The following is a 23,201-nucleotide window of genomic DNA, read 5'->3' as shown; positions in this document are numbered from 1 at the left end:
CCGGGTCACCAGTTGGCCTGCGCGGGCGCCGGCGGCAGCGGCACCGACTCCGGGCGCACCACGTAGACGACGCCGCCGCTGCCGCCCTGCCACGCGGCCTCGAACGCCGCCCGGGGCACGGTCCGGCGGACCCCCTCGTCGTCCGGGGCGTACGGGTCGTTGAGCACCGGGTCGCCGTCGGCCGTGAAGCCGACGAGCACGATGAGGTGCCCCCGGGTGTCGTAGTCCAGCCCGGGCACCTGCCCCCGCTGGAAGGCCGCCGAGACGATCAGCGGGATGCCGGCGGCCACGAACCGTTCCGCCTCGGCCAGCGAGCGCAGCCGGGTCACGAACGCGTCCACCCCGTGCAGCCCCGCGTACGCGGTGTTGAACGGCCAGTTCCCGGCTCCCGCGTACGCGTGGTCGTAGCAGTGCCGGGCGGCGTGCACCACCACCGGCCGGGGGCCGGGCGGGGCGACCCAGGCGTACCGGTCCGGGGTCGGGCCGGCACCCCAGAAGTCGAGCACCATCGAGACGCAGGTGGGGCTGCACCAGGAGTCCCCGCCACCGCCCCAGCGGGTCTCGCCGCCGGCGTGCAGCCGCTGCGCGTAGCGGGGCACGTCGAGCACCCGGCCCCGGGCCCCGCCCGCCTCCGTGCCGGCCGGGACCGGCGCCGCGACCGGCCCGCCGTCCGGTGCGCCGGGCGCGCCCGCCCGGGTGGCCGGCGTGCCGGGGCTGGTCCGCCCGCCGGCCGAGGCGACCACGCCGACCGTGCGGAGCACCGGGCCGGCCGGCGCGTCGGGACGCCGGAGCAGGGTGACCCGGACCTGCCAGCCGGTGACCGTCGCGCCCGTCACGCGCAGGGTGTCGGCCGCCACCGAGGCCGCGTCGTCCGCCTGCCCCGGCACGGAGGACCGGTGGATGGCCGTCTCGTCGGCGGCCCACCGGCCCAGCTCGTACCAGCCGGTGGTGGCGGCGTCCCCGGCCCAGCCGCGCAGCTCCACCCGCAGCCAGCAGCCGGGCGGGGCCTCGGCGGTCCAGGAGGGGACCAGCTCGGCGGCGGCGAAGCCGATCGGCACCACCGGGGAGGTCCAGGTCGCCGCGTCGTAGCCGGCGGTGTCGCCGGAGTGCGGGTCGGTGTGGTCCAGCCGGTCGGCCGGCGTGCCGAGCACCAGCCCGTCCGGGCCGGCGGCCACCCCGTCGGCGGTCCCGAGGTGCAGGTCCACCGGGAAGCGGAAGCGGTGGTACGTCACGTCCCGGCCGGGGTCGACAGCGGTCATGCGGGCTCCCGTCGGGGTCGGGCCGCGGCCGGTGGCCGGGGCGTTGTCGCTCGCCGCCGGGCAGCATCGCGTACCTGAAGATTTTTTGCAACGACGGCGCGCGAGGGACGCTTGGCTGCCCGCACTAGGTTGTGGGAGGTCACGAGGTGGGAGGCCGGGATGCGGGTACTGGTGGTCGAGGACGAGCGGAACCTCGCCGACGCGATCGCGCGCGGGCTGCGCAAGCGCGGGATGGCCGTGGACGTCGCCTACGACGGCGACGCCGGGCACGAGGCCGCCTTCGTGACCCGCTACGACGTGGTGATCCTGGACCGGGACCTGCCCGGCGTGCACGGCGACCGGATCTGCGCCGACCTGGCCGCCTCCGGCGCGCTGACCCGGGTGCTGATGCTGACCGCCAGCGTCACCGTCGCCGACCGGGTGGAGGGGCTGCAGCTCGGCGCCGACGACTACCTGCCGAAGCCGTTCGCGTTCGACGAGCTGGTCGCCCGGGTGCAGGCGCTGGGCCGGCGGGCCACCCCGGCCGCCCCGCCGGTGCTGGAGGTGGCCGACCTGGTGCTCGACCCGGCCCGCCGGGTGGTCGCCCGCGGCGGCGAGCCGGTCGACCTCACCAACAAGGAGTTCGGTGTGCTGGCCGAGCTGCTCAAGGCGCGCGGCGCGGTGGTCTCCAGCGAGGAGCTGCTGGAACGGGTCTGGGACGCCAACACCGACCCGTTCACCACCATCGTCCGCGTCACCGTCATGACGCTGCGCAAGAAGCTCGGCGACCCGCCGCTGATCGAGACGGTGGTCGGTGCGGGCTACCGGATCGGCGAGGCCGCCGCGTGACCGGCCGGTCCCGGCTGCGGCCCACCCTGCGGCTGCGGCTCACCCTGCTCAACGGGGTGCTGCTGGTCGGTGCCGGTGCGGTCCTCGTGCTGCTGGCCTGGCTGCTGGTCCGGGACGCGCTGCGCCCCACCGACGAGCGCGAGCTGCTGGTCAAGGCCCTGGTGGCGCTGGTGGCGATCGGCATGGTCGGGGTCGCCGGGGCGTACGCGGTGGCCGGCCGGGCGCTGCGCCCCCTGCACCAGGTCACCGCCACCGCCCGCCGGCTCGGCGAGACCACGCTGGACGAGCGGATCGGCTGGTCCGGCGCGAACGACGAGGTCGCCGAGCTGGCCGAGACCTTCGACGCCATGCTGGACCGGATCAGCGCCGCGTTCGAGGCGCAGAAACGGTTCGTGGCCAACGCCTCGCACGAGCTGCGCACGCCGCTGGCGGTGATGCGTACCGAGATCGACGTGACACTCAGCGACGACGAGGCGGACCTCGCCGAGTACCGCCGGATGGCCAGTGTGGTCCGGGAGGCGTCGGAACGCGCCAACGGGCTGGTCGACGCGCTGCTCGTGCTGGCCCGCAGCGAGGCGCAGACCGGCGGCCGGCTGGCCCGGCGCACCGAGTTCGACCTGGCCGTGGGCACCGGCAACGCGCTCTCCGCGATGGCCCGCGAGGTCGAGCGGATCGGTCTCAAGGTGCACACCTCGCTGCGTGCCGCCCCGGTGGTCGGCGACCCGGGCCTGCTCGACCGGCTCGCCGGCAACCTGGTGGAGAACGCGGTCCGCTACAACCACCTCCACGGCCGGCTCTGGGTGCGCACCGGCACCGACGGGCAGCGGTCCTGGCTGGTGGTCGGGAACACCGGCTTCGAGGTGGCGCCCGCCGACGTGCCGGGGCTGTTCGAGCCGTTCCGGCGCGGCGGGCAGGAACGCACCGGCGCCCGCGGCTCCGGCCTCGGTCTGTCCATCGTGCGCGCGGTCTGCGACGCGCACGGCGGCACCGTGAAGGCCGTCGCCCAGCCGGGTGGCGGCCTGGAGGTGACCGTCACCCTGCCGTCGGCCGACGCTCCCGCGGCCACCTGAGACCCGATCGGCGTCCGTGCGGCCGACCGGACGGTACGCGCCGGACCGCCGACCCGACGGCCGCCGCCCGCCGAACCACCATCGGCGATCACCTGTTCGTGCGTCCGGCCCGGCTGTCCCGTCCGGTCGCCGCCGGTGGTCGGGCGGGAGCGGTGCGGTGGTCGGGCAGAAAGCGTGGCCGGTGCTGGACGGCGCGTGACCGGTGGCCCAGGGTGAGTGCTGCGACACGCCTGTCCGCACCAGTCTCCGGAGCTGCCAGTGACCCCACCCTCGGCCCTCACGCGCCGTGTCCTCGTGGCCCTCGCCGCCGTCGCGCTCACCGCCGCCGGGCTGGCCCCGGCCGGTCCGGCCGGCGCCGCGCCCGACCACGGCACGCTGGTCAGGGCGACGCCCTCCACCGCCTCGCCGGACATCATGGACGGCACGGTGAACGCGATCCACGACGCCGGCACGAAGATCATCGTGGCCGGCTCGTTCACCCGGGTGCAGAACCGCGGGACCGATGTGGACATCCCCCGCACCTACCTGCTCGCCTTCGACAAGGCCACCGGCGCGGTGGACACCGCCTTCGCGCCGACCGTCGACAACGAGGTGTACGCGGTGGTCGCCGGACCCACCGCCGGGACGGTCTTCGTGGCCGGCAAGTTCAACACCGTCAACGGGGTCACCCGGCGCAAGGTGGCCCTGCTCAACGTCGCGACCGGCGCGGTGGTCACCAGCTTCGCCGGCCCGGCGTTCAATGGGCTGGTCAACGACATCGCCCTGGCCGGCGGGCGGCTGCTGGTCGGCGGCATCTTCACCACGGCCGGCAACCCCAACCCGCGCGGCGGCCTCGCCTCACTCAACGCGAGCACCGGCGCGGTGGACGGCTACCTCACCACGGCGCTCACCGAGCACCACAACTACGACGGGGTCAGCGGCTCCAACGCCGGCGTCGGGGCCGAGAAGCTGGCCGTCTCGCCGGACGGCACGAAGCTCGTGGTGATCGGCAACTTCAAGAAGGCCGACGGGGTGCTGCACGACCAGATCGTCAAGCTGGACCTGGGCGAGACCGCGGCCACCGTGGCCGACTGGAACACCAACCGGTACACCCCGCGCTGCGCCTGGTGGGCGTTCGACTCTTACATGCGGGACCTCGCGTTCGCCCCGGACAGCAGTTACTTCGTGGTGGTGACCACCGGCGCGCCGAACGGCGGCACGCTCTGCGACGCCGCCGCCCGCTGGGAGGCCGGCGCCACCGGCACCGACCTCCAGCCCACCTGGGTCGACTACACGGGCGGAGACACCTACCTCTCGGTCGGCATCAGCGAGCAGGCGGTCTACGTCGGCGGGCACTTCCGCTGGCTGAACAACAGCTTCGGCGGCGACTCCGCCCAGGCCGGCGCCGTCGGCCGGGCCAGCATCGCGGCCCTCGACCCGCGCACCGGCCTGCCGCTGTCCTGGAACCCGGGCCGGCACCCGCGCGGCATCGGCGCCTCCGAGATGCTGGTCACCCCGGCCGGCCTCTGGGTCGGCTCGGACACCTCGTGGATCGGCAACTTCCAGTACCGGCGGGAGCGGATCGCGTTCTTCCCGCTGACCGGCGGCGCGGCGCCGCACCCGACCACCACGGCCACCCTCCCGGGCAACGTCTACCAGGCGGGCGTCCCGGCGCCGACGAACGTGCTGTACCGGGTCAACGCGGGCGGCCCCCTGCTCGCCTCGACCGACACTGGGCCCGACTGGGCGGCCGACGACGGTGGCAACCCCAGCGCGTACCACAACGCCGGGAGCAGCACCGCCGGGTTCGCGCCGGTGGGCAGCGTCGACGGCACCGTGCCGGCCGGCACCCCGGCCGCGCTCTACGCCGACGAGCGCTGGGACCCCGCCGGCGACGCGGAGATGAGCTGGCAGTTCCCGGTGCCGGCGGGCACCGAGGTCCAGGTCCGGCTCTACCTGGCCAACCGGTACGACGGCACCGCCGCCCCCGGATCCCGGGTCTTCGACGTGGCGGTGGAGGGCACGACCGTCCTGGACGACCTCGACCTGTCCGGCAGCGTCGGGCACAACGTGGGCACCATGCGCGCCTTCACCGTGGTCAGCGACGGCTCGGTCGGCGTCGACTTCCGGCACGTGGTGGAGAACCCGCTCGTCGACGGCATCGAGATCGTCAAGACCGGCGCCCCGCCCGCCGGCACCGGCAACGAGGTGCAGGTCCGGTCGTACGACGGCGGCACCACGGCCGGCGCGGCCGCCCCGGTGGCCGTGCCCGACGGCACCGCGTGGTCCACCGCGCGGGGTGCGTTCTGGGTCGGCGGCACGCTCTTCTACGGGATGAACGGGTCGCTGTGGCGGCGGACCTTCAACGGGTCCACGTTCGGCGCCGCCTCGGCGGTCGACCCCTACCACGACGCCTACTGGGACGCCGTGGAGACCGACTCCGGCCCGGCCGGCCAGACGTACGCCGGGGTGACCAACAACTTCTATCCCGAGATCCCCAACGTCACCGGCATGTTCTACAGCGGCGGGCGGCTCTACTACACGCTCGCCGGGCAGGGCGGCCTGTTCTGGCGCTGGTTTGCCCCGGACAGCGGCGTGGTCGGCGCGGAGAAGTTCACCGTCGCCGGGGTGAGCGGTTTCGCCGACGCCGGGTCGGTCTTCCTGGCCGGCAGCACGCTCTACAAGGTCAACCGCAGCACCGGCGACCTGTCGGCCACCGACTGGGCGGGCGGCACGCCGGCCGCCGCGTTCACCGTGCGCAGCGGCCCGGCCGTGGACGGCGTCGACTGGCGGGCGAAGGCGGTCTTCGTCGGCCCGTGACCCGGGCACCCGTCCGGCCCGGTCCCGCCTCGCGGGGCCGGGCCGGCTTGTCCCCGCCGCCGGGTGGTGACATGATCAGCGGCGTCAGCCCGAGACGTGGAAGGGGGTGTGGTCGATGTCCACCGTGAACCGTCCCGCGCCCCGCAGTCGCCGCTGACTCCTTCACTCCGGCGGGGCGCACTCCGACCCAGGAGGAAAGCACCGTGAGTGCACAGATCCACTGCGTCACCGTCGAGAGCGACGACCCGTACACCCTGGCGAGCTGGTGGGCCCGGGCGCTCGACCGGAAGTTGAACGACGACGACTACCCGGGTGACCCGGAGGCGGTCCTCGCCGCGCCCGACGGCCACGGCCCCGACCTGCTGTTCGTCTCGGTGGGCGAGCGGCACGGCAAGGGCGCGTTCCACCTCGACGTGCACGCGGCCGAGGGGACCCGGGACGAGGAGGTGGCGCGGCTGCGCGACCTCGGCGCCACCCTGGTCGCCGACCAGCGCCGGCCGGACGGCACCGGCTGGGTGGTGCTCGCCGACCCCGAGGGCAACGAGTTCTGCGTCTGCCGCAGCCCCGCGGAGCGGGCCGCGTCCGCCTGACCGGTGAAACGCGGACCGGGCCCCCACCCTCGGGTGGGGGCCCGGTCCACCGGGTCTGCGGGGCTCAGCCCTGCTTCTCGATCTCACCGCGCATGGTCACGAACTCCGGCTGGACCTCGGCGGCGGACTTGAAGTAGACCACCACCATGCCCAGGCTGCCCTTGTCGGCCCAGATGCAGACGGCCACCGGGATGGCATCGGCCTTGCCGTCGCCGCACTTGGCCTCGCCGCCCATCGGGCCGGCGTCGACCGTCTTGAACTCCTTGGCGCCCAGCTGAGGGGTGATCGCCGTGATGGCGTCCGCCATCTCCTTCTGCGGGTCGGCGATGACACCGGACGCGCCGGCGATCATGACCATGTCCTTCTTCGCCGGCTCGCCGTAGAACGCGCCGACCGTGCTGGTGGCGTTCGGGACGTCCTTGGCGATCTCCGACTTCATCTGCGTGGCGGCCGACTGGAGCTCCGGCTCGGTGATCTTCGGCCGGCCGGCCAGCGTGGGGGGCTCGACCAGGCGGGTCTTGGTCGCCGTGACCACGTCGCCGACCTCGTCCTTGACGCCGAGCCAGAGGGCGACGCCGCCGCCCACGCAGAGCACCAGCACCACGGCCAGCACGATGAGCAGGATCTTGCCGACGCTCGACTTCTTCTTCGGCGGAAGCGGGGCCGCGCCGCCGTAGCCGGGCTGACCGGTCTCCAGGTAGCCGCCGCCGTACTGCTGGCCGGGCTGGCCGGGCTCCGGGTAGCCGCCGCCGTACTGCTGGCCGGGCTGGCCGCTCTCCGGGTAGCCGCCGCCGTACTGGGGCTGCTGCTGCGGAGCCGGCGGGTAGCCGCCGCCGTACTGGGGCTGCTGCGGCGGCTGGTAGCCGCCGGGCTGCTGCTGATGCGGGGGGTAGGAACCGGGGTAGGGGTTGGACGGCGGCTGGGACATGTTGGCAGCTCCTCAGAAATCCGGACGCGTGATCGTAGCGAGCGGCACCGACGCGGCACCGGCCGGCCGGTGCCGACGTGACGAAACCGGAACCCGGTTGTGACCGGGCCGGCCGGACGGGGTGTCGTGCCGGTGGACTCAGGGTGGCCGCCCGGTGGCCGGCGGCCGGCCGGAGAACGCCGATCGCGGTGGCCGAACCGTCCGAGTAGGACGGCCGGCCACCGCGATCGTGGCGGAGCGAGGAATCAGCCTGACGGTTCCAGGTCGCGGCGCGGCGTCAGATGCCCCCAGCTGGAGTTGTCACCGCAGGCTGGCGGCCCCGCGCGGCAGGAACCGCCGGCCGGTGACCCGCTCGGCGGTGCCGGTCCGGTCCAGGTACGGCGTGACGCCGCCCAGGTGGAACGGCCAGCCGGCGCCGAGGATCATGCACAGGTCGATGTCCTGCGCCTCGGCGACGACGCCCTCGTCGAGCATGAGCCGGATCTCCTGCGCCAGCGCGTCCAGCGCGTTCTGCCGGACCTGCTCGGCCGTGAGCGGCTGGTCGCCGACCACGAGCAGCTTGGCGACCTCCTCGTTGACCTGGTCGTCGACGACGATCGGCTGGCCCGAGTCGGCGATCCGCTTGAGGTTCTCGCTGACGCCGAACCGGTCCGGGAAGGCGGCGTGCAGGGTGCCGCCCACGTGGTAGGCAACGGCCGGGCCGACCAGCTGGAGCAGGGCCAGCGGGCGCATCGGCAGGCCCAGCGGGTCCAGCGCGCTGTTCGCCACGTCGAGGGGGGTGCCCTGGTCGACGGCGGCGAACACGGTGCCCAGGAAGCGGGTCAGCAGCCGGTTGACCACGAACGCCGGGGCGTCCTTGACCAGCACGCTCGACTTCTTCAGCTGCTTGCCGACCGCGAAGGCGGTCGCGAGGGTGGCGTCGTCGGTCCGCTCGCCGCGGACGATCTCCAGCAGCGGCAGCACGGCGACCGGGTTGAAGAAGTGGAAGCCGACCACCCGCTCCGGGTGCTCCAGGTCGGCGGCCATCTCCGTGATCGACAGGCTGGAGGTGTTGGTGGCGAGCACCGCCTCCGGCGTGACGATCTTCTCCAGCTCGGCCCAGACCTGCTTCTTGACGCCGAGGTCCTCGAAGACCGCCTCGATGACGAAGTCGGCGTCGGCGAAGACGGACTTGTCGACCGAGCCGCTGACGAGCCCGTACAGCTTGGCCGCGGTGCCCTTGTCCATCCGGCCCTTGCTGACGGCCTTCTCGATCTGGGCGTGCACGTAGCCGACGCCCTTGTCCACGCGGGCCTGGTCCAGGTCGGTCAGGACGACCGGCACCTGGAGGCGGCGGGCGAACAGCAGCGCGAGCTGGCTGGCCATGAGACCGGCGCCGACGATGCCCACCTTGGTGACCGGGCGGGCAAGGCCCTTGTCCGGCGCGCCGGCCGGGCGCTTGGCCCGCCGTTGCATCAGGTCGAAGGCGTAGAGGCCGCTGCGCAGCTCCTCGGAGAAGACCAGGTCGGCCAGCGCCTCGTCCTCGGCCGCCGTGCCGGCGGCGAAGTCGCCGTCCTTCGCGGTCTCCAGCAGGTCCAGCGCCTTGTACGCGGCCGGGACCGCCCCGTGCAGCCGCTGGTCGAGGGTCTGCCGGGCGAAGTAGAGCACGCCCGCCCACATGTCCTTGTCGACCTCGGGCCGGGTCACGGTGACCTCGCCCCGGACGACGCCGGCGGCCCACTCGAGGGACCGCTCCAGGAAATCGGCCGGCTCCAGCAGCACGTCGGCGATGCCCATCTCCGCCGCCTGCTTCGGCTTGAGCATCTTGTTCTGCATCAGCGGGTTCTGCAGGATCACCTGGGTCGCGGCCGGGATGCCGATCAGGTTCGGCAGCAGCTGGGTGCCGCCCCAGCCGGGGACGAGGCCGAGCGAGACCTCGGGCAGCGCCAGGGCCGCCGCGCCCGCCGACAGGGTGCGGTAGTGGCAGTGCAGGGCCAGCTCCAGGCCGCCGCCCATCGCCGCGCCGTTGACGAAGGCGAAGGTGGGGACGGCGCTGTCCTTGAGCCGGGCGAAGACCCGGTGGCCGAGCCGGCCGATCTCCAGCGCCTGCTCGCGGTTCTCCAGCTGCGGCAGGCTCGTGATGTCCGCGCCCACGCAGAAGATGTACGGCTTGCCGGTGACCGCGATGAACGCCGGGTCCGCGGCCAGGGCGGCGGTGATCGCCTCGTCCAGGCTGGTGAGGCCGCCCGGGCCGAAGCTGTTCGGCTTGGTGTGGTCGAAGCCGTTGTCCAGGGTGATGAGGGCGGCGGGACGGTCCAGCCCCGGTACGTTCACCTGGCGCAGCAGCGCCTTGGTGACGACCTCGTTCGCTGCGGCGAGGCTCACTTGTCTCCACCCTCCCAGTGCGGGTTCTCCCAGATCACGGTGCCGCCCATGCCGATGCCGATGCACATGGCGGTGAGGCCGTAGCGGACCTCGGGGTGCTCGGCGAACTGCCGGGCGAGCTGGGTCATCAGCCGGACGCCGGACGAGGCGAGCGGGTGACCGATGGCGATCGCGCCTCCCCACGGGTTGACCCGCGGGTCGTCGTCGGCGATGCCGAAGTGGTCGAGGAAGGCCAGCACCTGCACGGCGAACGCCTCGTTCAGCTCGAACAGGCCGATGTCGTCGATGCTCAGGCCGGCGATGCGCAGGGCCTTCTCGGTCGACGGGATCGGGCCCACGCCCATCACCTCGGGCTCGACGCCCACGAAGCCGTACGACACCAGCCGCATGCCGATCGGCAGGCCCAGCTCGCGGGCGGTCTCCTCGGCGACCACCAGCGCGGCGGTGGCGCCGTCGTTCAGGCCGGCCGCGTTGCCCGCGGTGACCTTGCCGTGCGGGCGGAACGGGGTCTTGAGGGTGGCGAGCTTCTCCAGCGAGGTCTCCCGGGGAGCCTCGTCGGTGGTGGCCAGGCCCCAACCGGCCTCCGGGTCACGGATCGCCACCGGCACGAGGTCGCCCTGGAGCTTGCCGTTGGCGTACGCCTTGGCGGTCTTCTGCTGCGAGGCGAGCGCGAACGCGTCGGTGCGCTCCTTGGTGATGTGCGGGACCCGGTCGTGCAGGTTCTCCGCGGTCGCGCCCATGACCAGCGCGGACGGGTCGACCAGCTTCTCCGCGATGATCCGCGGGTTGGGGTCGACGCCCTCGCCCATCGGGTGGCGGCCCATGTGCTCGACGCCGCCGGCGATGGCGACGTCGTAGGCGCCCATGGCGATGCCGCTGGCCACGGTGGTGACGGCGGTCATCGCGCCGGCGCACATGCGGTCGATGGCGAAGCCGGGCACCGTCTTGGGCAGGCCGGCCAGCAGGGCGGCGGTGCGGCCGATGGTCAGGCCCTGGTCGCCGATCTGGGTGGTGGCCGCGATGGCGACCTCCTCCACCTTCTCCGGCGGCAGTTGCGGGTTGCGTCGCATCAGCTCGCGGATGCAGCGGATCACCAGGTCGTCGGCGCGGGTGTTGGCGTACATGCCACCCGCCTTGCCGAACGGGGTACGGACGCCGTCGACGAAGACGACATCCCGAACTTCACGGGGCACAGAGAGCCTCCCTAGCCGGCACTGGCGTTTCCCCGGATGCTACTCGTCAGTAACCAACGCCGACACCACCCCCCGTGTGTCCCATCCCACACCGCGAGGGGTCAGGACCGGGGGAGGTGAAGGGCCTCCGTGAGGGCGGGGAGGAGGAGGGTGATCTGCCACTCGCGGGCGCCGAAGGTGCGCAGGGTCTCCGCGACCGTGTCGTCGGTGATCTCCTCGGGCGGCTGCCAGGCCAGGCGGCGGACGTAGTCCGGGGCGATCAGGTTCTCCGGCGGCAGGTTGTGCGCGCCGGCCGTGCCGACCACCACCTCCCGGCAGCGGGCCAGCCGGCCGGCCGCCACCGGGTCGCGCTCCGCCCACCGGTGCGGCGGGGGCGGACCCTCCACCACCGGGGTCACCGGCAGGGCGTCGTCCGGCAGCTGGCGCGCGTCGTCCAGGGCCGCCAGCCAGGTACGCGCCAGCCGGCGCACCGAGCGGCCACCGAAACCGGGCAGCGTCAGCAGGGTCTTCTCGTCCTTCGGGTCCAGCTCGGCGGCCGCCACGATGGCCGAGTCGGGCAGCACCCGGCCCGGTGCGGCGTCCCGCCGCGCGGCGATCTGGTCCCGCGCGTACCACAGCGAGCGCACCCGGGCCTGGGCCCGCGCGCCGCGCACCCGGTGGATGCCCGAGGTGCGGCGCCACGGCTCGGCGCGTACCCGCCCCGGGCGGGCTCCGTTGCGCACCAGCGCCGCGAACTCCTCCGCCGCCCACGCCGACTTGCCCTGCTTGGTCAGCTCCTCGTCGAGCGCGTCGCGCAGGTCGACGAGCAGCTCCACGTCCAGCGCCGCGTACGTCAGCCAGGACTCCGGCAGCGGCCGGCTCGACCAGTCCGCCGCGGAGTGGTGCTTCTCCAGGCTGTAGCCGAGCAGCTGCTCGGTCAGCGCGGCCAGGCCCACCCGCTCGAAGCCGGCCAGCCGGGCGGCCAGCTCGGTGTCGAACAGCCGGCGCGGGCGCAGCCCCAGCTCGGCGAGGCAGGCGAGATCCTGGCTGGCGGCGTGCAGCACCCACTCGGCCTCGGCGATCACCCCGTCGAGGCCGGTGAGGTCGGGCAGCGGCAGCGGGTCGATCAGCGCCGTGCCGGAGCCCGCCCGGCGCAGCTGCACCAGGTAGGCGCGCTGGCTGTAGCGGTAGCCGGAGGCGCGCTCGGCGTCCAGGGCCACCGGGCCGGTGCCGGCCGCGAAGCGGGCCACGACCTCCTCGAGCTCGCCCGGAGTGGCCACCGGCGCGGGCGTGCCCTCGCGCGGAGCGGTCAGCGGTACGGGCCCGCCGGCGGTGGGTTCGGTCCCCGCGTCCGCCGGCTCCGGCGCGGCCGAGGACGGATGCGGCGATGCCTCTTCCGGACGGCTTTCGGCGGCCCGACGGCGCAGGGGTGGTTCGTCGGTCACCTGACAACCCTAGTGCGCCGGGCGATCGGGTGTGCGCAGCCGGTCGGGCGCGTGTCGGCGGGATGTCCGACAGGTGTCCTGAGCGGGGTGGGTTGCGCCGGGATGGCAGGGCCGGACAACGGGGGAGACAAACCCCGTTCACGCAGGTACGGTCCATCGAGCCGTGGGCCGTGAGGGCACCGGTGCGGTCACGGGGAGGACAGGATCATGACGGGCGCGTACGGGGCCGGCGACGGCCCGCCGGAGCAGGACGGCGACGAGACGGCCGCCCCGGAGCGGGCCGGGGCCGACCGGCCGGGGCCACTGCCGCCGCGCATCGTCCCACCGACCGGCCACGCCGCCGTCCCCGGCCAGCCCGCCGGCCACCCCACCGCGCACCTCCCGGGCACGCCCGCCGCCTACCCGCCCGGCACCGCCCCGACCGCAGCCGGCGCCACCTACGGCTCCGCACCCGGTGCGACCTGGGCGCCGCCGCCGAACAGCGGCCAGTGGGGCGGCGCGGCCGCGCCGACTCCGCGGGCCCCCGACGGCTGGCCGCCGGCACCGCCGGGCGCCGGGCCGGGAGAGCCGACCGCCCCGGCGCCGTTCGCCGGCCAGCCCGCCGCCGCCCAGGCGGCCCCGCCGGCCGCGAGCCCCGCGCCCTCGGCCTATCCGGCCTACCCGGGCCAGCCGACGCCCGGCCCGTCCTACCCGGCCCAGCCGACGCCCGGCCCGGCCTACCCGGCCCACCCGGCCCCCGGCCCGGCCTACCCGAGTCAGCCGACCTCCGGCCCGGCCTACCCGGGGCAGCCCACGTCCGGTCCGGCCTACCCCGGGCAACCCGCCGGGCCGGTGCCGGCGATGCCGACCGGGCACCCGGACCGTCCCGGGCGAGGCCGCCGGCTGCCGGTGGTGGCGCTCGTGCTGGCCGGGATCCTGGCCCTGGTGGCGGGCGTGCAGGCGTACCAGATCCACCGGCTCGACGACCGGCTCGCCGCCACCGACCGGCGGCTGGCCGAGGCGGAGGGCGCGACCGCCGGCCGGCTCGACGGCCTCGAGGGGCGGGCGGGGGCGCTGGAGAAGCAGGCCGGCGCCGCGTTCAACCCGGAGGCCGTGGCCAGCGCGGTGCTGCCCAGCGTGTTCCGGGTCCGGGCCGGCCAGTTCACCGGCACGGCCTTCGCCATCGGCAAGGCGCCCGCGGGCGGCGGCACCACGCTGCTCACGAACTTCCACGTGGTGGAGTCGGTCTTCACGGCGGGCGACCGCAAGGTCTTCCTGGAGCGCACCGACCAGCGGTTCGAGGCGACCATCGTCGAGGTCGACAAGGACAAGGACCTGGCCCACCTGCGCACCACCGCGAAGTTCACCGGCCTGGTCGCGGCGCCCACCGCGGTCAAGTCCGGGCAGCAGATCGTGGTGGTCGGCGCCCCGCTGGGCCTTCAGGACAGCGTCACCACGGGCGTGGTGAGCGCGTTCCGCAAGGACGAGGGCGGCTCGGGTCCGGTGATCCAGTTCGACGCGCCGATCAACCCGGGCAACTCCGGCGGGCCGGTGATCAACGGCTCCAAGCAGGTCGTGGGGATCGCCACGGCCAAGGCCCGCGACGCCGAGGGCATCGGCCTGGCGGTGCCCATCAAGACCGCGTGCGACCGGTTCAAGCTCTGCTGACCGGCGTGCCGCCGGCGGCGTGACCGCGTACCGCACCACCGAGGCGTGGCTCCACGCCGACCGCAGACCCCGGCCCTACGGGCCACCCCGCGGGGGACCAGCAAACCTGGAGGAAGAACCATGTCCCAGCCACCGACCGGAGCGGGCGGCTACCCGCCCCAGCCGCCGGGGGGCACCGTGTACGGCGGCCCGTACGGTGCCCAGCCCGAGCCCACCCTGCCGCAGCCCACCGCCCCGATTCCCGGGCAGTACCCGTCAGGCGCCGCCCCGGTGCCGCCGCCGACCCCCGGCGCCGCGCCGGGCTACCCGCAGCCCATGTCGGCTCCGCCGACCTCCGGCGCGGGCTCGGCACCCGGGTACCCGCAGCCCATGTCCGCCCCGCCGACCTCCGGCGCGGGCTCGGCACCCGGGTACCCGCAGCCCATGTCCGCCCCGCCGACCTCCGGCGCGGCGCCGGGGTACCCGCAGCCCATGTCGGCCCCGCCGACCTCCGTCCCGCCGGTCTCCGGCGCGGGCTCGGCGCTCGGGTACCCGCAGCCGATGTCCGCTCCGCCGGGCTACCCGATGTCGGCCCCGCCCGGTCCGGTGCCGCCCTACGGTGCGCCCGCGACCGGCGGTGGCAAGGGCCGCGCCGCCCTGATCCTGGGCATCGTCGCCGCGCTGCTCCTCGTCCTCGGCGGCGTGATGACCGGCCTCTACGTCACCACCAACGGCAAGCTGCACAAGTCCGAGCAGCAGGTCAGCCAGCGGGACGGCACGATCACCGCGAACCGGCAGGAGATCGACAAGCTGAAGGCTGACCTGCAGACGGTCCGCGACAAGCTCGCCGACACCGAGCAGGACCTGACCGGCACCAAGAACGACCGCGACGAGCAGGCCCGGCAGAAGAAGGTCATCGCGAGCTGCCTGGACAAGCTGACCAAGGCCATGGTGGCGGCGTCCCGGGGCGACAAGGCCGGCTTCGACGCCGCCAACAAGGGCCTGGACAAGGTCTGCGACGAGGCCGAGAACTACCTCTGACCCGGCCTCACCACGGGCCGCTCCGACCGCTCGGGGCGGCCCTCGCCGTGCATGGACACGCGGATCTCGGCGGGTTGTCGTTCATTCCGAACGGCAACCCGCCGAGATCCCGGAAGTCGCGGGGTCAGGCGGCGCCGGCGGAACGGCGGGTGGGCAGCGCGGTGACGCCGGGCGGGGGGAGACCGGCGGTCGACGCCAGCAGGGTGCACCAGCCGAGCAGGTGCGGGGCCAGGTCGGTGCTGAGTGGCGTCCAGGAGGCGCGGATCTCGATGTCGCCCGCGGCGGGCGGCCCGGCCAGCTCGCCGAACCGGGTGGAGAGCGTCTGGGTGACCGTGCCGCCGATGGCCCGGTAGCGGGCCTCCTGCGCGTCGAGGGCGTCGGTGAGCCAGGTCCAGCCGACCCCGGGCAGCAGCGGGTCGCTGGCCAGGTCTACCTCCAGCTCGGCGGTCACGTAGGTCACCAGCCGCAGGGTGCCCTGCCACGCCTCGTGCCCGGCCGGGTCGTGCAGCAGGATGAGCCGGCCGGTGGCCACCTCGTCGCCGTCGCGCAGCACCCCGGCGGAGAGCGCGAACGCGTAGGGGGCCAGGCGCTGCGGTGCGCCGACCTCCTCCAGCACGATCTCCGGGCGGCAGGTCACCGATCGCAACCCCGCGACCGCGCGGGCGAAGGGTTCCGGGAGCGCGATCGGGGGGGCCATGACGGCAGCCTATGCCGCCCCGCCCGGCCCGGTGTGACGGCACGCCGGGCGGAGGGTCACGATCTTGCGCACCGGCCGCGCCCGGCGGCGGAGGGTGGCCGGTCACAAAAGGTGACGGTGGCGGCGGGGGCCACCCGGCCGCGTGGCACGATTGCCGCGATGACCACCGACACCACGGGCACTGCCGCCCGAGACGGAGAACCCCGCAGCGGCGGGCCGGCCGACTCGCCCTTCGTCCGCGCCTGCCGGCGCGAGCCGGGCCCGCACACCCCGGTCTGGTTCATGCGCCAGGCCGGCCGGTCACTGCCGGAGTACCGCGAGATCCGGGCCAACGTGCCGATGCTGGAGTCGTGCCGCCGCCCCGATCTGGTCACCGAGATCACCCTCCAGCCGGTCCGCCGGCACGGGGTCGACGCGGCCATCCTGTTCAGCGACATCGTGGTGCCGGTGGCCGCCGCCGGGATCGACCTGGACATCGTGCCCGGCACCGGCCCGGTGGTGGCCGAGCCCGTCCGTACGGCCGTCGACGTCGAGCGGATCAACCCGATCGGCCGGGACGACGTGTCCTACGTGGACGAGGCCGTGCGGCTCCTCGTCGCCGAGCTGGGCGACACCCCGCTGATCGGTTTCGCGGGCGCGCCGTTCACCCTGGCCAGCTATATGGTCGAGGGCGGCCCGTCGCGGACCCACGCCAAGACCAAGGCGCTCATGTACGGCGACCCGGAGCTGTGGCACGCGCTCTGCGCCCGGCTCGCCGAGGTGACGCTGGCGTTCCTGCGGGTGCAGGTCGACGCCGGGGTCTCCGCGGTGCAGCTCTTCGACTCCTGGGCCGGGGCGCTCTCCGAGGCGGACTACCGCCGCTACGTGCTGCCGCACTCGGCCCACGTGCTCGCCGGCCTGAACGAGGCGGGCGTGCCCCGGATCCACTTCGGGGTGGGCACCGCGGAACTGCTCGGCGCGATGGGCGAGGCCGGCGCCGACGTGGTCGGCGTCGACTGGCGTACGCCGCTGGACGTCGCGACCCGCCGGATCGGCCCGGACCGGGCGGTGCAGGGCAACCTCGACCCGGCCGTGCTGCTCGCCCCGTGGGAGGTCGTCGAGGGCCAGGTGCGCCGGATCCTCGACCAGGGGCGGGCGGCCCCCGGCCACGTGTTCAACCTCGGTCACGGCGTGCTGCCGGAGACCGACCCCGAGGTGCTGACCCGGGTGGTCGCGCTGGTGCACGAGCTGTCCGCGCGGCCGGCCGCGTAAGGGAGGGACGACCATGGCGCGACCGTGGCGGGTGGCGATCGTCGGTGGCGGGATCACCGGGCTGGCCGCCGCCGTCCGGTTGCGCGACCGCGCCCCCGCCGGCACCGAGATCACCGTGTACGAGCAGTCCGGCCGCCTCGGCGGCAAGCTGCGCACCGGTGAGCTGGCCGGCGGCCCGGTCGAGTTCGGCGCCGAGTCGTTCCTCATGCGTGACCCGGCCGGCGGGGAGTCGGCCGTGGTGACCCTGGTCCGCCGGCTCGGCCTGGCCGGTGCGATCGTGCACCCCACCGTCGGGCAGGCGGCCCTGCTGGTCGACGGCGGGCTGCGCCCGGTCCCGGGCGGCACGCTGGTGGGCGTACCCGGGGATCTGGACAAGGTGGCGGCGGTGGCGCGGCCGGCCGCGGCGGCCGACCGGGACGGCGGCGCGCCGCTGCTCCCGCCGGACGCCGACGTGTCGGTCGGCGCGCTCGTCCGCGACCGGCTCGGCGACGAGGTGGTGGACCGGCTGGTCGACCCGATGCTCGGCGGCGTCTACGCCGGCCGGGCCGACGACCTCTCGCTGGTCACCACCATGCCGGCCCTGGCCCGGGCCGCCCGCGTCGAGCACACCCTGGTCGGCGCGGTCCGCGCCGCGCAGGCCGCCGCGCCCCGCGCGCCCGGCGCCCCGGTCTTCGGCACCCTGGCTGGTGGGCTGAGCACGCTTGTCGAGGCGGCGGCGCGGGAGAGCGGGGCGACGATCCGCCGGGACGCCGCGGTGCGCGAGCTGCACCGCACCCCGACCGGCTGGCGCCTGGTGGTCGGCCCCACCCGGGACCCCGAGTTCGTCGAGGCCGACGCCGTGCTGCTCGCCGTGCCGGCGCGCCCGGCCGCCCGGTTGCTCGACGGCCCGGCGGCCGAGGTCGCGACGGCCGTCGGCGGGCTGGACTACGCCAGCGTCGCGCTGGTCACCATGGCCCTGCCCGAGCCGGAGCTGCCGGAGCTGTCCGGCTTCCTGGTGCCGGCCACCGAGGGGCTGCTCATCAAGGCGTCGACGTTCTTCACCACGAAGTGGGGGCACCTGCGCCGGCCCGACGGGCTCGCCCTCGTCCGCGCCTCGGTGGGCCGGTACGGCGAGGAGACCTCCCTCCGGCTCACCGACGACGACCTGGTCGCCACCGTGCACCGGGAGCTGTCGAAGGTGCTCGGCACGCCGCTGCCCACCCCGGTCGCCCGGCACGTGCAGCGGTGGGGTGGCGCCCTGCCGCAGTACACGCCCGGTCACCTCGGCCGGGTGGCGGCGGCCCGGACGGCGCTGCGCGCCGCCCACCCGACGCTGGTCCTGGCCGGGGCCGGCTACGACGGCGTCGGCATCCCGGTCTGCGTCCGCTCCGGCGAGACGGCGGCCGAAGAGATCATCACTGCACTGGGAGGATCGGCAGCATGACGGAGCAGACCAACGCGGCCCGGCTGCGGGAGCTCAACGAGACCATCCGCTACACCATGTGGTCGGTGTACCGGGCCACCAGCCCCCTCCCGTCGCTGCGCGAGAACGTCGTCGCCGAGGTCGAGTCGCTCTTCGAGGAGCTGGCCGGCAAGGACGTCACCATCCGCGGCACCTACGACGTGGCGGGCCTGCGCGCCGACGCGGACCTGATGATCTGGTGGCACTCGTCGTCCAGCGACGCGCTCCAGGACGCGTACCTGCGGTTCCGGCGCACCACGCTGGGCCGGGCGCTGACCCCGGTCTGGTCGCAGATGGCGCTGCACCGGCCGGCCGAGTTCAACAAGAGCCACATCCCGGCGTTCCTGGCCGGTGAGGAGGCCCGCGCCTACCTCTGCGTCTACCCGTTCGTCCGGTCCTACGAGTGGTACCTGCTGCCCGACGCCGAGCGGCGGGAGATGCTGGCCGAGCACGGCAAGATGGCGCGCGGGTACCCGGACGTGCGGGCCAACACGGTCGCCTCGTTCGCCCTCGGCGACTACGAGTGGATGCTCGCCTTCGAGGCCGACGAGCTGCACCGCATCGTCGACCTGATGCGCGACCTGCGCGCCTCCGGGGCCCGCCGGCACGTGCGCGAGGAGGTCCCCTTCTACACGGGCCGGCGCCGCTCGATCGCCGACTTCGTGACCTGCCTGGTCTGAGCCACTCGTCTGACCCGTGCCGGCCGGGGCCGCGACCCGCGACCCCGGCCGGACGGCGGTCAGGCGACCGTCGTGCAGGAGAGGATCCCGGGCACCGGGTTGCTCCCGCTCCACGAGCCGACGAAGCCGAACGACGTGCTCGCCCCCGCGCCCAGGGTGCCGTTGTAGGCGGCGTTGCGCGCGGTGACCAGCGTCCCGCTGGTGCTCACCGTGGCGTTCCACGCCGAGCTGACCTGCTGACCGTTGGCGTAGTTCCAGCTCACCGACCAGCCCCGGACCGGCGACCCGCCGTTGGTCACCTGTACCTCGGCCTGGAAGCCGCCGCCCCACTGCCCGGTGATCCGGTACGTCGCCGTGCACGCCCCGGCCGGGTTCGGCGTGGTCGGGGGCGGCGTGCTCGGCGGGGTCGTGGTCGGGGGCGGCGTGGTGGGCGGGGTGGTGGTCGGCGGCGGCGTGGTCGGCGGGGTGGTGGAACCGCCACCGAAGTCCACGTCGCTGCACAGGTAGTACGACTGGTCCAGGTGGCTGGCCTGCCAGATGGTGTAGACGACGTGCCGGCCGGTCCGGCCCGGCGCGTTCGCCGGCACCTGGATCGACACGCCCGAGGTCTCCGGCGTCCACTGGCCGGCCGGGGTGTTGCCGATCTGGCCGACCAGCTCCAGGTCGCTCCAGCGCAGCGGCGCGGTGAGCCCGTTGTAACCCTGCTTCGTCACGTACACCCGGATGTAGTCGGCGCCGTGGCTGGCCTGGTCGTACAGCTTGATCCGGAAGTTGCTGGTCACCGGCGAGGTCTTCCAGGCGCCGACCGCGTCGAGGGCGTTGTAGCGCCCGCTGGCGGTGCGCCCGCCGCTGCACAGCTGGCCGTCCGGGATGGCACCCTGGTGGTTGCCGGCGACGCCCTCCCGGAACAGGCCGTTCCAGTTCCACATGGCGTTCGGGTCGGCCTGCCAGGCCTGCCAGCACATCGGGTCCTGCGTGGCCATGGCCGGGTTCTGGAAGTCGCCGCCCCAGCGCTGCCAGCAGCCGTAGTTGCGCGACGCCGGGTCGACCACCGACCCGTGCGCCGAGGCCGGACCGGACAGCGCGGTGGTGAGCAGCGCCGCGACGACCGCGCAGACGCTCAGGATCGCCGCCGCGACCGGGACGCGGCGGCGGTACGGAGTGGACATGATGAGCCTCCGGGGTGGGGATGTCGGTGCACGACGCCCGGACGGCGCGGGAGTTGCCCCCTCCCGCGGCTCGCGTGGTGGCTCGCCTGGCACGCTGCCACAGGAAAGCGGTATCCGTCAATGTCCGCTCAGGCGGCGGCCCGGCCCTCCCGCCGCATGGGGGTGTGCGGGATGCCGTCCTCGACGTAGCCGGGACCGCTGACCGTGAAGCCGTGGCCGGCGTAGAAGTCGACCAGGTGGGTCTGCGCGTCCAGCACGCACGGGCCGTCGCCCACGACGGCGATGGCCTCGGTCATGAGTGCGGCGGCCAGGCCCGCCCCGCGGGCGGCCGGGGCCACCACCACCCGCCCGATCCGCGCCACCCCGCCCGGGTCGGCCAGGATCCGCAGGTACGCCACCACGTCGCCGTCCCGGGTCAGCCAGAGGTGCCGGGTGCCCGGTTCGACGTCCCGGCCGTCCAGTTCCGGGTACGGGCAGGCCTGCTCCACCACGAACACGTCGATGCGCAGCCGGAGCAGGTCGTGGAAGGTGCGCGCGTCCAGCTCGGCGAAGCCGGCCAGGTGGGACTCGGTAGGCATCCCGCGATGGTAGGCCTGCCTCCGGCGGGGCTCAGGCGGGGCGGGCGCCCACCGCGTCGCGGACCTCGGCGCCCTGGGAGCCCTCGACGGCCCGGGCGCAGTGGGCGCAGCAGAAGAAGCGGCCGGAGACCTCGACCCCGTGCCCGACGATCTTCGTCTGGCAGTGCTCGCAGATCGGCGCCATCTTCTGGATGGCGCACTCGAAGGAGTCGAAGGTGTGCGTGGCCCCGTTGACCGTGCGCACCTCGAACGCCATCCAGTAGTCGTTGCCGCAGACCTCACAGGTAGCCATACGAAACCCCCCGAAAACGGACCTGTCATCCCAGGGTCGACGAGCGGACACGCCCCGGCAACCGAAACCGGCGAACCTGATCCGGCTCGACGGCGAGTCGCCCCCGGCGTGTCGCGCGTTAGGCCTGGTGACCGCCCTCGAACCCCGGAGGATCCGTGATCAAGCGCAACAAGCTCTTCGGCAACCAGACCCGGGTCACCTTCTGCCTGCCCCGGGACACCCCGCCTGGCACCGTCAGCGTGGTCGGCTGCTTCAACGACTGGCAGCCCGGCCGGCACGAGCTGGTCGGCCGCCGCGACGGCACCCGCACGGTGACCGTGCGGCTCGGCCCGGGCGAGTACCGCTTCCGCTACCTGGCCACCGGCGGCGTGTGGCTGGACGACGAGGCCGCCGACGCGGTCGACGAGCAGGGCAGCCGCCTGCTGCTCTGACCCGCCGGCGGCCGCCCGCCGTCAGGCCTTCGGCTCCAGCCGGACCGAGATCGAGTTCACGCAGTGCCGGGTGTCCTTCGGGGTGAAGCCCTCGCCCTCGAAGACGTGCCCCAGGTGGCTGTCGCAGCGGGCGCAGCGGATCTCGACCCGCCGCATGCCGAGCGTGTTGTCGGGGATCTCCTTGACCGAACCCGGGATGGCGTCGTCGAAGCTCGGCCAGCCGCAGTGCGAGTCGAACTTGTCCTCGCTGCGGAACAGCTCGGCCCCGCAGGCCCGGCAGTGGTAGACGCCGGGGGTCTTGGTGTCGACGTACTCGCCGGTCCACGGGCGTTCGGTGCCGGCCTCGCGGAGCACCCGGAACTCCTCCGGGCTCAGCCGGACCCGCCACTCGTCCTCGGTGCGGGGCAGTTCATTGTCGGAAAGACTCACCGGACAACGGTACGTCGGCCGTCGGTGGCATCGCATAGGGTCGCCCAATGGCTGGCAGCAAGGCCGCAGTCGAGGAGATCGAGGTCGCCGGGCACACCGTACGGCTGAGCAGCCCCGACCGGGTGATCTTCCCGCAGCGCGGCTTCACCAAGGCGGACGTCTTCCACTACTACCTGTCGGTCGGCGAGGGGATCATGCGGGCCCTGCGCGACCGGCCCACCACCCTGCAGCGCTTCCCCGAGGGCATCGAGGGGGAGGCGTTCTTCCAGAAGCGGGTGCCGGCCCGGGGCGTCCCGCCGTGGGTGGCGACCGCCGAGATCAGCTTCCCCAGCGGCCGGAAGGCCGCCGAGCTGTGCCCGGCCGACCTGGCGCACGTGGCCTGGGCCGCGCAGATGGGCACCGTGGTGTTCCACCCGTGGCCGGTGCGCGCCGCCGACGTCGACCGCCCCGACGAGCTGCGCATCGACCTGGACCCGCAGCCCGGCACCGACTTCAGCCACGCGGTCACCGCCGCCGGTGAGCTGCGCGGGCTGCTCGACGAGCTGGGCGTGACCGGCTGGCCGAAGACCTCCGGCGGCCGGGGCGTGCACGTCTACCTGCGCATCGAGCCGCGCTGGACGTTCGTCGAGGTGCGCCGGGCCACCATCGCGCTCGCCCGGGAGCTGGAACGGCGCCGTCCCGAGCTGGTCACCACCGCCTGGTGGAAGGAGGAGCGGGGCACCCGGGTCTTCGTGGACTTCAACCAGATGGCCCGCGACCGCACCATCGCCTGCGCGTACTCGCTGCGGGCCAACGGGCGGGCCACCGTCTCCACCCCGGTCGACTGGGACGAGCTCACCGAGGTCGACCCGGACGACTTCCACCTGGGTAGCGTGCCGGCCCGGTTCGCCGAGCGGGGCGACCCGCACGCCGGCATCGACGACGCCCCGTGGGACATCACGCCGCTGCTGGAGTGGGCCGAGCGGGACGCCGCCGCCGGGCAGGGCGACATGCCCTACCCGCCGGAATACCCGAAGATGCCCGGCGAGCCGAAGCGGGTGCAGCCCTCCAAGGACCGCGACCGCCCGCGCACCTGAGCACCGGGGCGCGGATAACGATCACGTAACGCGCG

Annotated in this window: 21 protein-coding genes; 11 read left to right on the top strand and 10 right to left on the bottom strand. The window is 74.5% G+C overall.

Features of this window, described 5'->3' with window-relative positions:
- Window positions 1–5: 5 nt before the first annotated feature.
- Window positions 6–1,259, bottom strand: a complete 1,254-nt coding sequence (locus tag GA0070214_RS27160) for a C39 family peptidase (protein ID WP_091269356.1) — start codon at window positions 1,257–1,259, stop codon at window positions 6–8.
- 159 nt (window positions 1,260–1,418) lie between these two features.
- Between GA0070214_RS27160 and GA0070214_RS27155 the strand changes: the two genes are divergently transcribed.
- The 4 genes from GA0070214_RS27155 (at window position 1,419) to GA0070214_RS27140 (ending at window position 6,546) form a co-directional block, all read left to right on the top strand.
- Window positions 1,419–2,087 (top strand): response regulator transcription factor, encoded by a 669-nt coding sequence (locus GA0070214_RS27155; protein ID WP_091269355.1) that lies wholly within the window; start codon window positions 1,419–1,421, stop codon window positions 2,085–2,087.
- A complete protein-coding gene (locus GA0070214_RS27150; RefSeq protein ID WP_167364339.1) occupies window positions 2,084–3,157 on the top strand; it encodes a sensor histidine kinase in 1,074 nt (357 codons plus the stop codon). Before GA0070214_RS27155 ends, GA0070214_RS27150 begins: the two co-directional genes overlap by 4 nt.
- 258 nt (window positions 3,158–3,415) lie before the next feature.
- Window positions 3,416–5,956, top strand: a complete 2,541-nt coding sequence (locus tag GA0070214_RS27145; RefSeq protein ID WP_091269354.1) for a malectin domain-containing carbohydrate-binding protein — start codon at window positions 3,416–3,418, stop codon at window positions 5,954–5,956.
- Window positions 5,957–6,159: 203 nt separating this feature from the next.
- A complete protein-coding gene (locus GA0070214_RS27140; RefSeq protein ID WP_091269353.1) occupies window positions 6,160–6,546 on the top strand; it encodes a VOC family protein in 387 nt (128 codons plus the stop codon).
- A 64-nt stretch (window positions 6,547–6,610) separates the two neighbouring features.
- Here GA0070214_RS27140 and GA0070214_RS27135 read toward each other — a convergent pair whose 3' ends face one another.
- The 4 genes from GA0070214_RS27135 to GA0070214_RS27120 form a co-directional block, all read right to left on the bottom strand.
- Window positions 6,611–7,474 (bottom strand): hypothetical protein, encoded by an 864-nt coding sequence (locus GA0070214_RS27135; protein WP_091269352.1) that lies wholly within the window; start codon window positions 7,472–7,474, stop codon window positions 6,611–6,613.
- A gap of 300 nt (window positions 7,475–7,774) precedes the next feature.
- Window positions 7,775–9,838, bottom strand: coding sequence for a 3-hydroxyacyl-CoA dehydrogenase NAD-binding domain-containing protein (locus GA0070214_RS27130; RefSeq protein ID WP_091269351.1), 2,064 nt, complete (start codon window positions 9,836–9,838; stop codon window positions 7,775–7,777).
- Window positions 9,835–11,031 carry a thiolase family protein gene (locus GA0070214_RS27125; RefSeq protein ID WP_091269350.1) on the bottom strand — a complete coding sequence of 399 codons (1,197 nt, stop codon included), beginning with the start codon at window positions 11,029–11,031 and terminating at the stop codon, window positions 9,835–9,837. The genes GA0070214_RS27130 and GA0070214_RS27125 overlap by 4 nt, the downstream gene beginning before the upstream one ends.
- 101 nt (window positions 11,032–11,132) lie before the next feature.
- Window positions 11,133–12,455: a ribonuclease D gene (locus GA0070214_RS27120; RefSeq protein ID WP_091269349.1), complete on the bottom strand. Its 1,323-nt coding sequence runs from the start codon at window positions 12,453–12,455 to the stop codon at window positions 11,133–11,135.
- A 207-nt stretch (window positions 12,456–12,662) separates the two neighbouring features.
- On the opposite strand from GA0070214_RS27120, the gene GA0070214_RS27115 reads away from it, so the two are divergent.
- Both GA0070214_RS27115 and GA0070214_RS27110 read left to right on the top strand, forming a co-directional pair.
- Window positions 12,663–14,102 (top strand): trypsin-like peptidase domain-containing protein, encoded by a 1,440-nt coding sequence (locus GA0070214_RS27115; protein WP_091269348.1) that lies wholly within the window; start codon window positions 12,663–12,665, stop codon window positions 14,100–14,102.
- A gap of 120 nt (window positions 14,103–14,222) precedes the next feature.
- Window positions 14,223–15,122, top strand: a complete 900-nt coding sequence (locus tag GA0070214_RS27110; RefSeq protein WP_091269347.1) for a hypothetical protein — start codon at window positions 14,223–14,225, stop codon at window positions 15,120–15,122.
- A gap of 124 nt (window positions 15,123–15,246) precedes the next feature.
- On the opposite strand, the gene GA0070214_RS27105 is transcribed toward GA0070214_RS27110, so the two are convergent.
- Complete coding sequence (locus GA0070214_RS27105; RefSeq protein WP_091269346.1) at window positions 15,247–15,819, bottom strand: DUF3000 domain-containing protein; 573 nt, start codon at window positions 15,817–15,819, stop codon at window positions 15,247–15,249.
- Window positions 15,820–15,978: 159 nt separating this feature from the next.
- On the opposite strand from GA0070214_RS27105, the gene hemE reads away from it, so the two are divergent.
- From hemE to hemQ, 3 genes are read left to right on the top strand one after another with little or no spacing between them, the layout of a single operon-like run.
- Window positions 15,979–17,070 carry a uroporphyrinogen decarboxylase gene (gene hemE / locus GA0070214_RS27100; RefSeq protein ID WP_091269345.1) on the top strand — a complete coding sequence of 364 codons (1,092 nt, stop codon included), beginning with the start codon at window positions 15,979–15,981 and terminating at the stop codon, window positions 17,068–17,070.
- A gap of 13 nt (window positions 17,071–17,083) precedes the next feature.
- Window positions 17,084–18,493: a protoporphyrinogen oxidase gene (gene hemG / locus GA0070214_RS27095; RefSeq protein WP_091269344.1), complete on the top strand. Its 1,410-nt coding sequence runs from the start codon at window positions 17,084–17,086 to the stop codon at window positions 18,491–18,493.
- Window positions 18,490–19,191 (top strand): hydrogen peroxide-dependent heme synthase, encoded by a 702-nt coding sequence (hemQ, locus tag GA0070214_RS27090; RefSeq protein WP_091269343.1) that lies wholly within the window; start codon window positions 18,490–18,492, stop codon window positions 19,189–19,191. The genes hemG and hemQ overlap by 4 nt, the downstream gene beginning before the upstream one ends.
- Before the next feature lie 59 nt (window positions 19,192–19,250).
- Here the strand turns inward: hemQ and GA0070214_RS27085 are convergent, their stop codons facing one another.
- The 3 genes from GA0070214_RS27085 to GA0070214_RS27075 form a co-directional block, all read right to left on the bottom strand.
- Window positions 19,251–20,360, bottom strand: coding sequence for a lytic polysaccharide monooxygenase auxiliary activity family 9 protein (locus tag GA0070214_RS27085; RefSeq protein WP_091269342.1), 1,110 nt, complete (start codon window positions 20,358–20,360; stop codon window positions 19,251–19,253).
- A 128-nt stretch (window positions 20,361–20,488) separates the two neighbouring features.
- On the bottom strand, window positions 20,489–20,938 hold the full coding sequence (locus tag GA0070214_RS27080) for a GNAT family N-acetyltransferase (RefSeq protein ID WP_091269341.1): 450 nt from the start codon (window positions 20,936–20,938) through the stop codon (window positions 20,489–20,491).
- 31 nt (window positions 20,939–20,969) lie between these two features.
- Window positions 20,970–21,230 carry a Prokaryotic metallothionein gene (locus tag GA0070214_RS27075; protein ID WP_091269340.1) on the bottom strand — a complete coding sequence of 87 codons (261 nt, stop codon included), beginning with the start codon at window positions 21,228–21,230 and terminating at the stop codon, window positions 20,970–20,972.
- Between the two features lie 155 nt (window positions 21,231–21,385).
- Here GA0070214_RS27075 and GA0070214_RS27070 point away from each other — a divergent pair, with 155 nt between their 5' ends.
- Window positions 21,386–21,661, top strand: a complete 276-nt coding sequence (locus GA0070214_RS27070; RefSeq protein WP_091269339.1) for an isoamylase early set domain-containing protein — start codon at window positions 21,386–21,388, stop codon at window positions 21,659–21,661.
- 21 nt (window positions 21,662–21,682) lie between these two features.
- Here the strand turns inward: GA0070214_RS27070 and msrB are convergent, their stop codons facing one another.
- On the bottom strand, window positions 21,683–22,090 hold the full coding sequence (msrB, locus tag GA0070214_RS27065; protein WP_091269338.1) for a peptide-methionine (R)-S-oxide reductase MsrB: 408 nt from the start codon (window positions 22,088–22,090) through the stop codon (window positions 21,683–21,685).
- A 47-nt stretch (window positions 22,091–22,137) separates the two neighbouring features.
- Between msrB and ligD the strand changes: the two genes are divergently transcribed.
- Entirely contained in the window at window positions 22,138–23,166 is a 1,029-nt protein-coding gene (ligD, locus tag GA0070214_RS27060; protein WP_091269337.1) for a non-homologous end-joining DNA ligase, read from the top strand.
- The last annotated feature ends 35 nt before the right edge of the window (window positions 23,167–23,201 follow it).

This window comes from Micromonospora chaiyaphumensis (assembly GCF_900091435.1).
In the GTDB taxonomy this organism is placed as follows: Bacteria; Actinomycetota; Actinomycetes; order Mycobacteriales; family Micromonosporaceae; genus Micromonospora; species Micromonospora chaiyaphumensis.
Note: the sequence above shows the minus strand (reverse complement) of the source record. Positions and strands in the feature narration are given on the sequence as shown.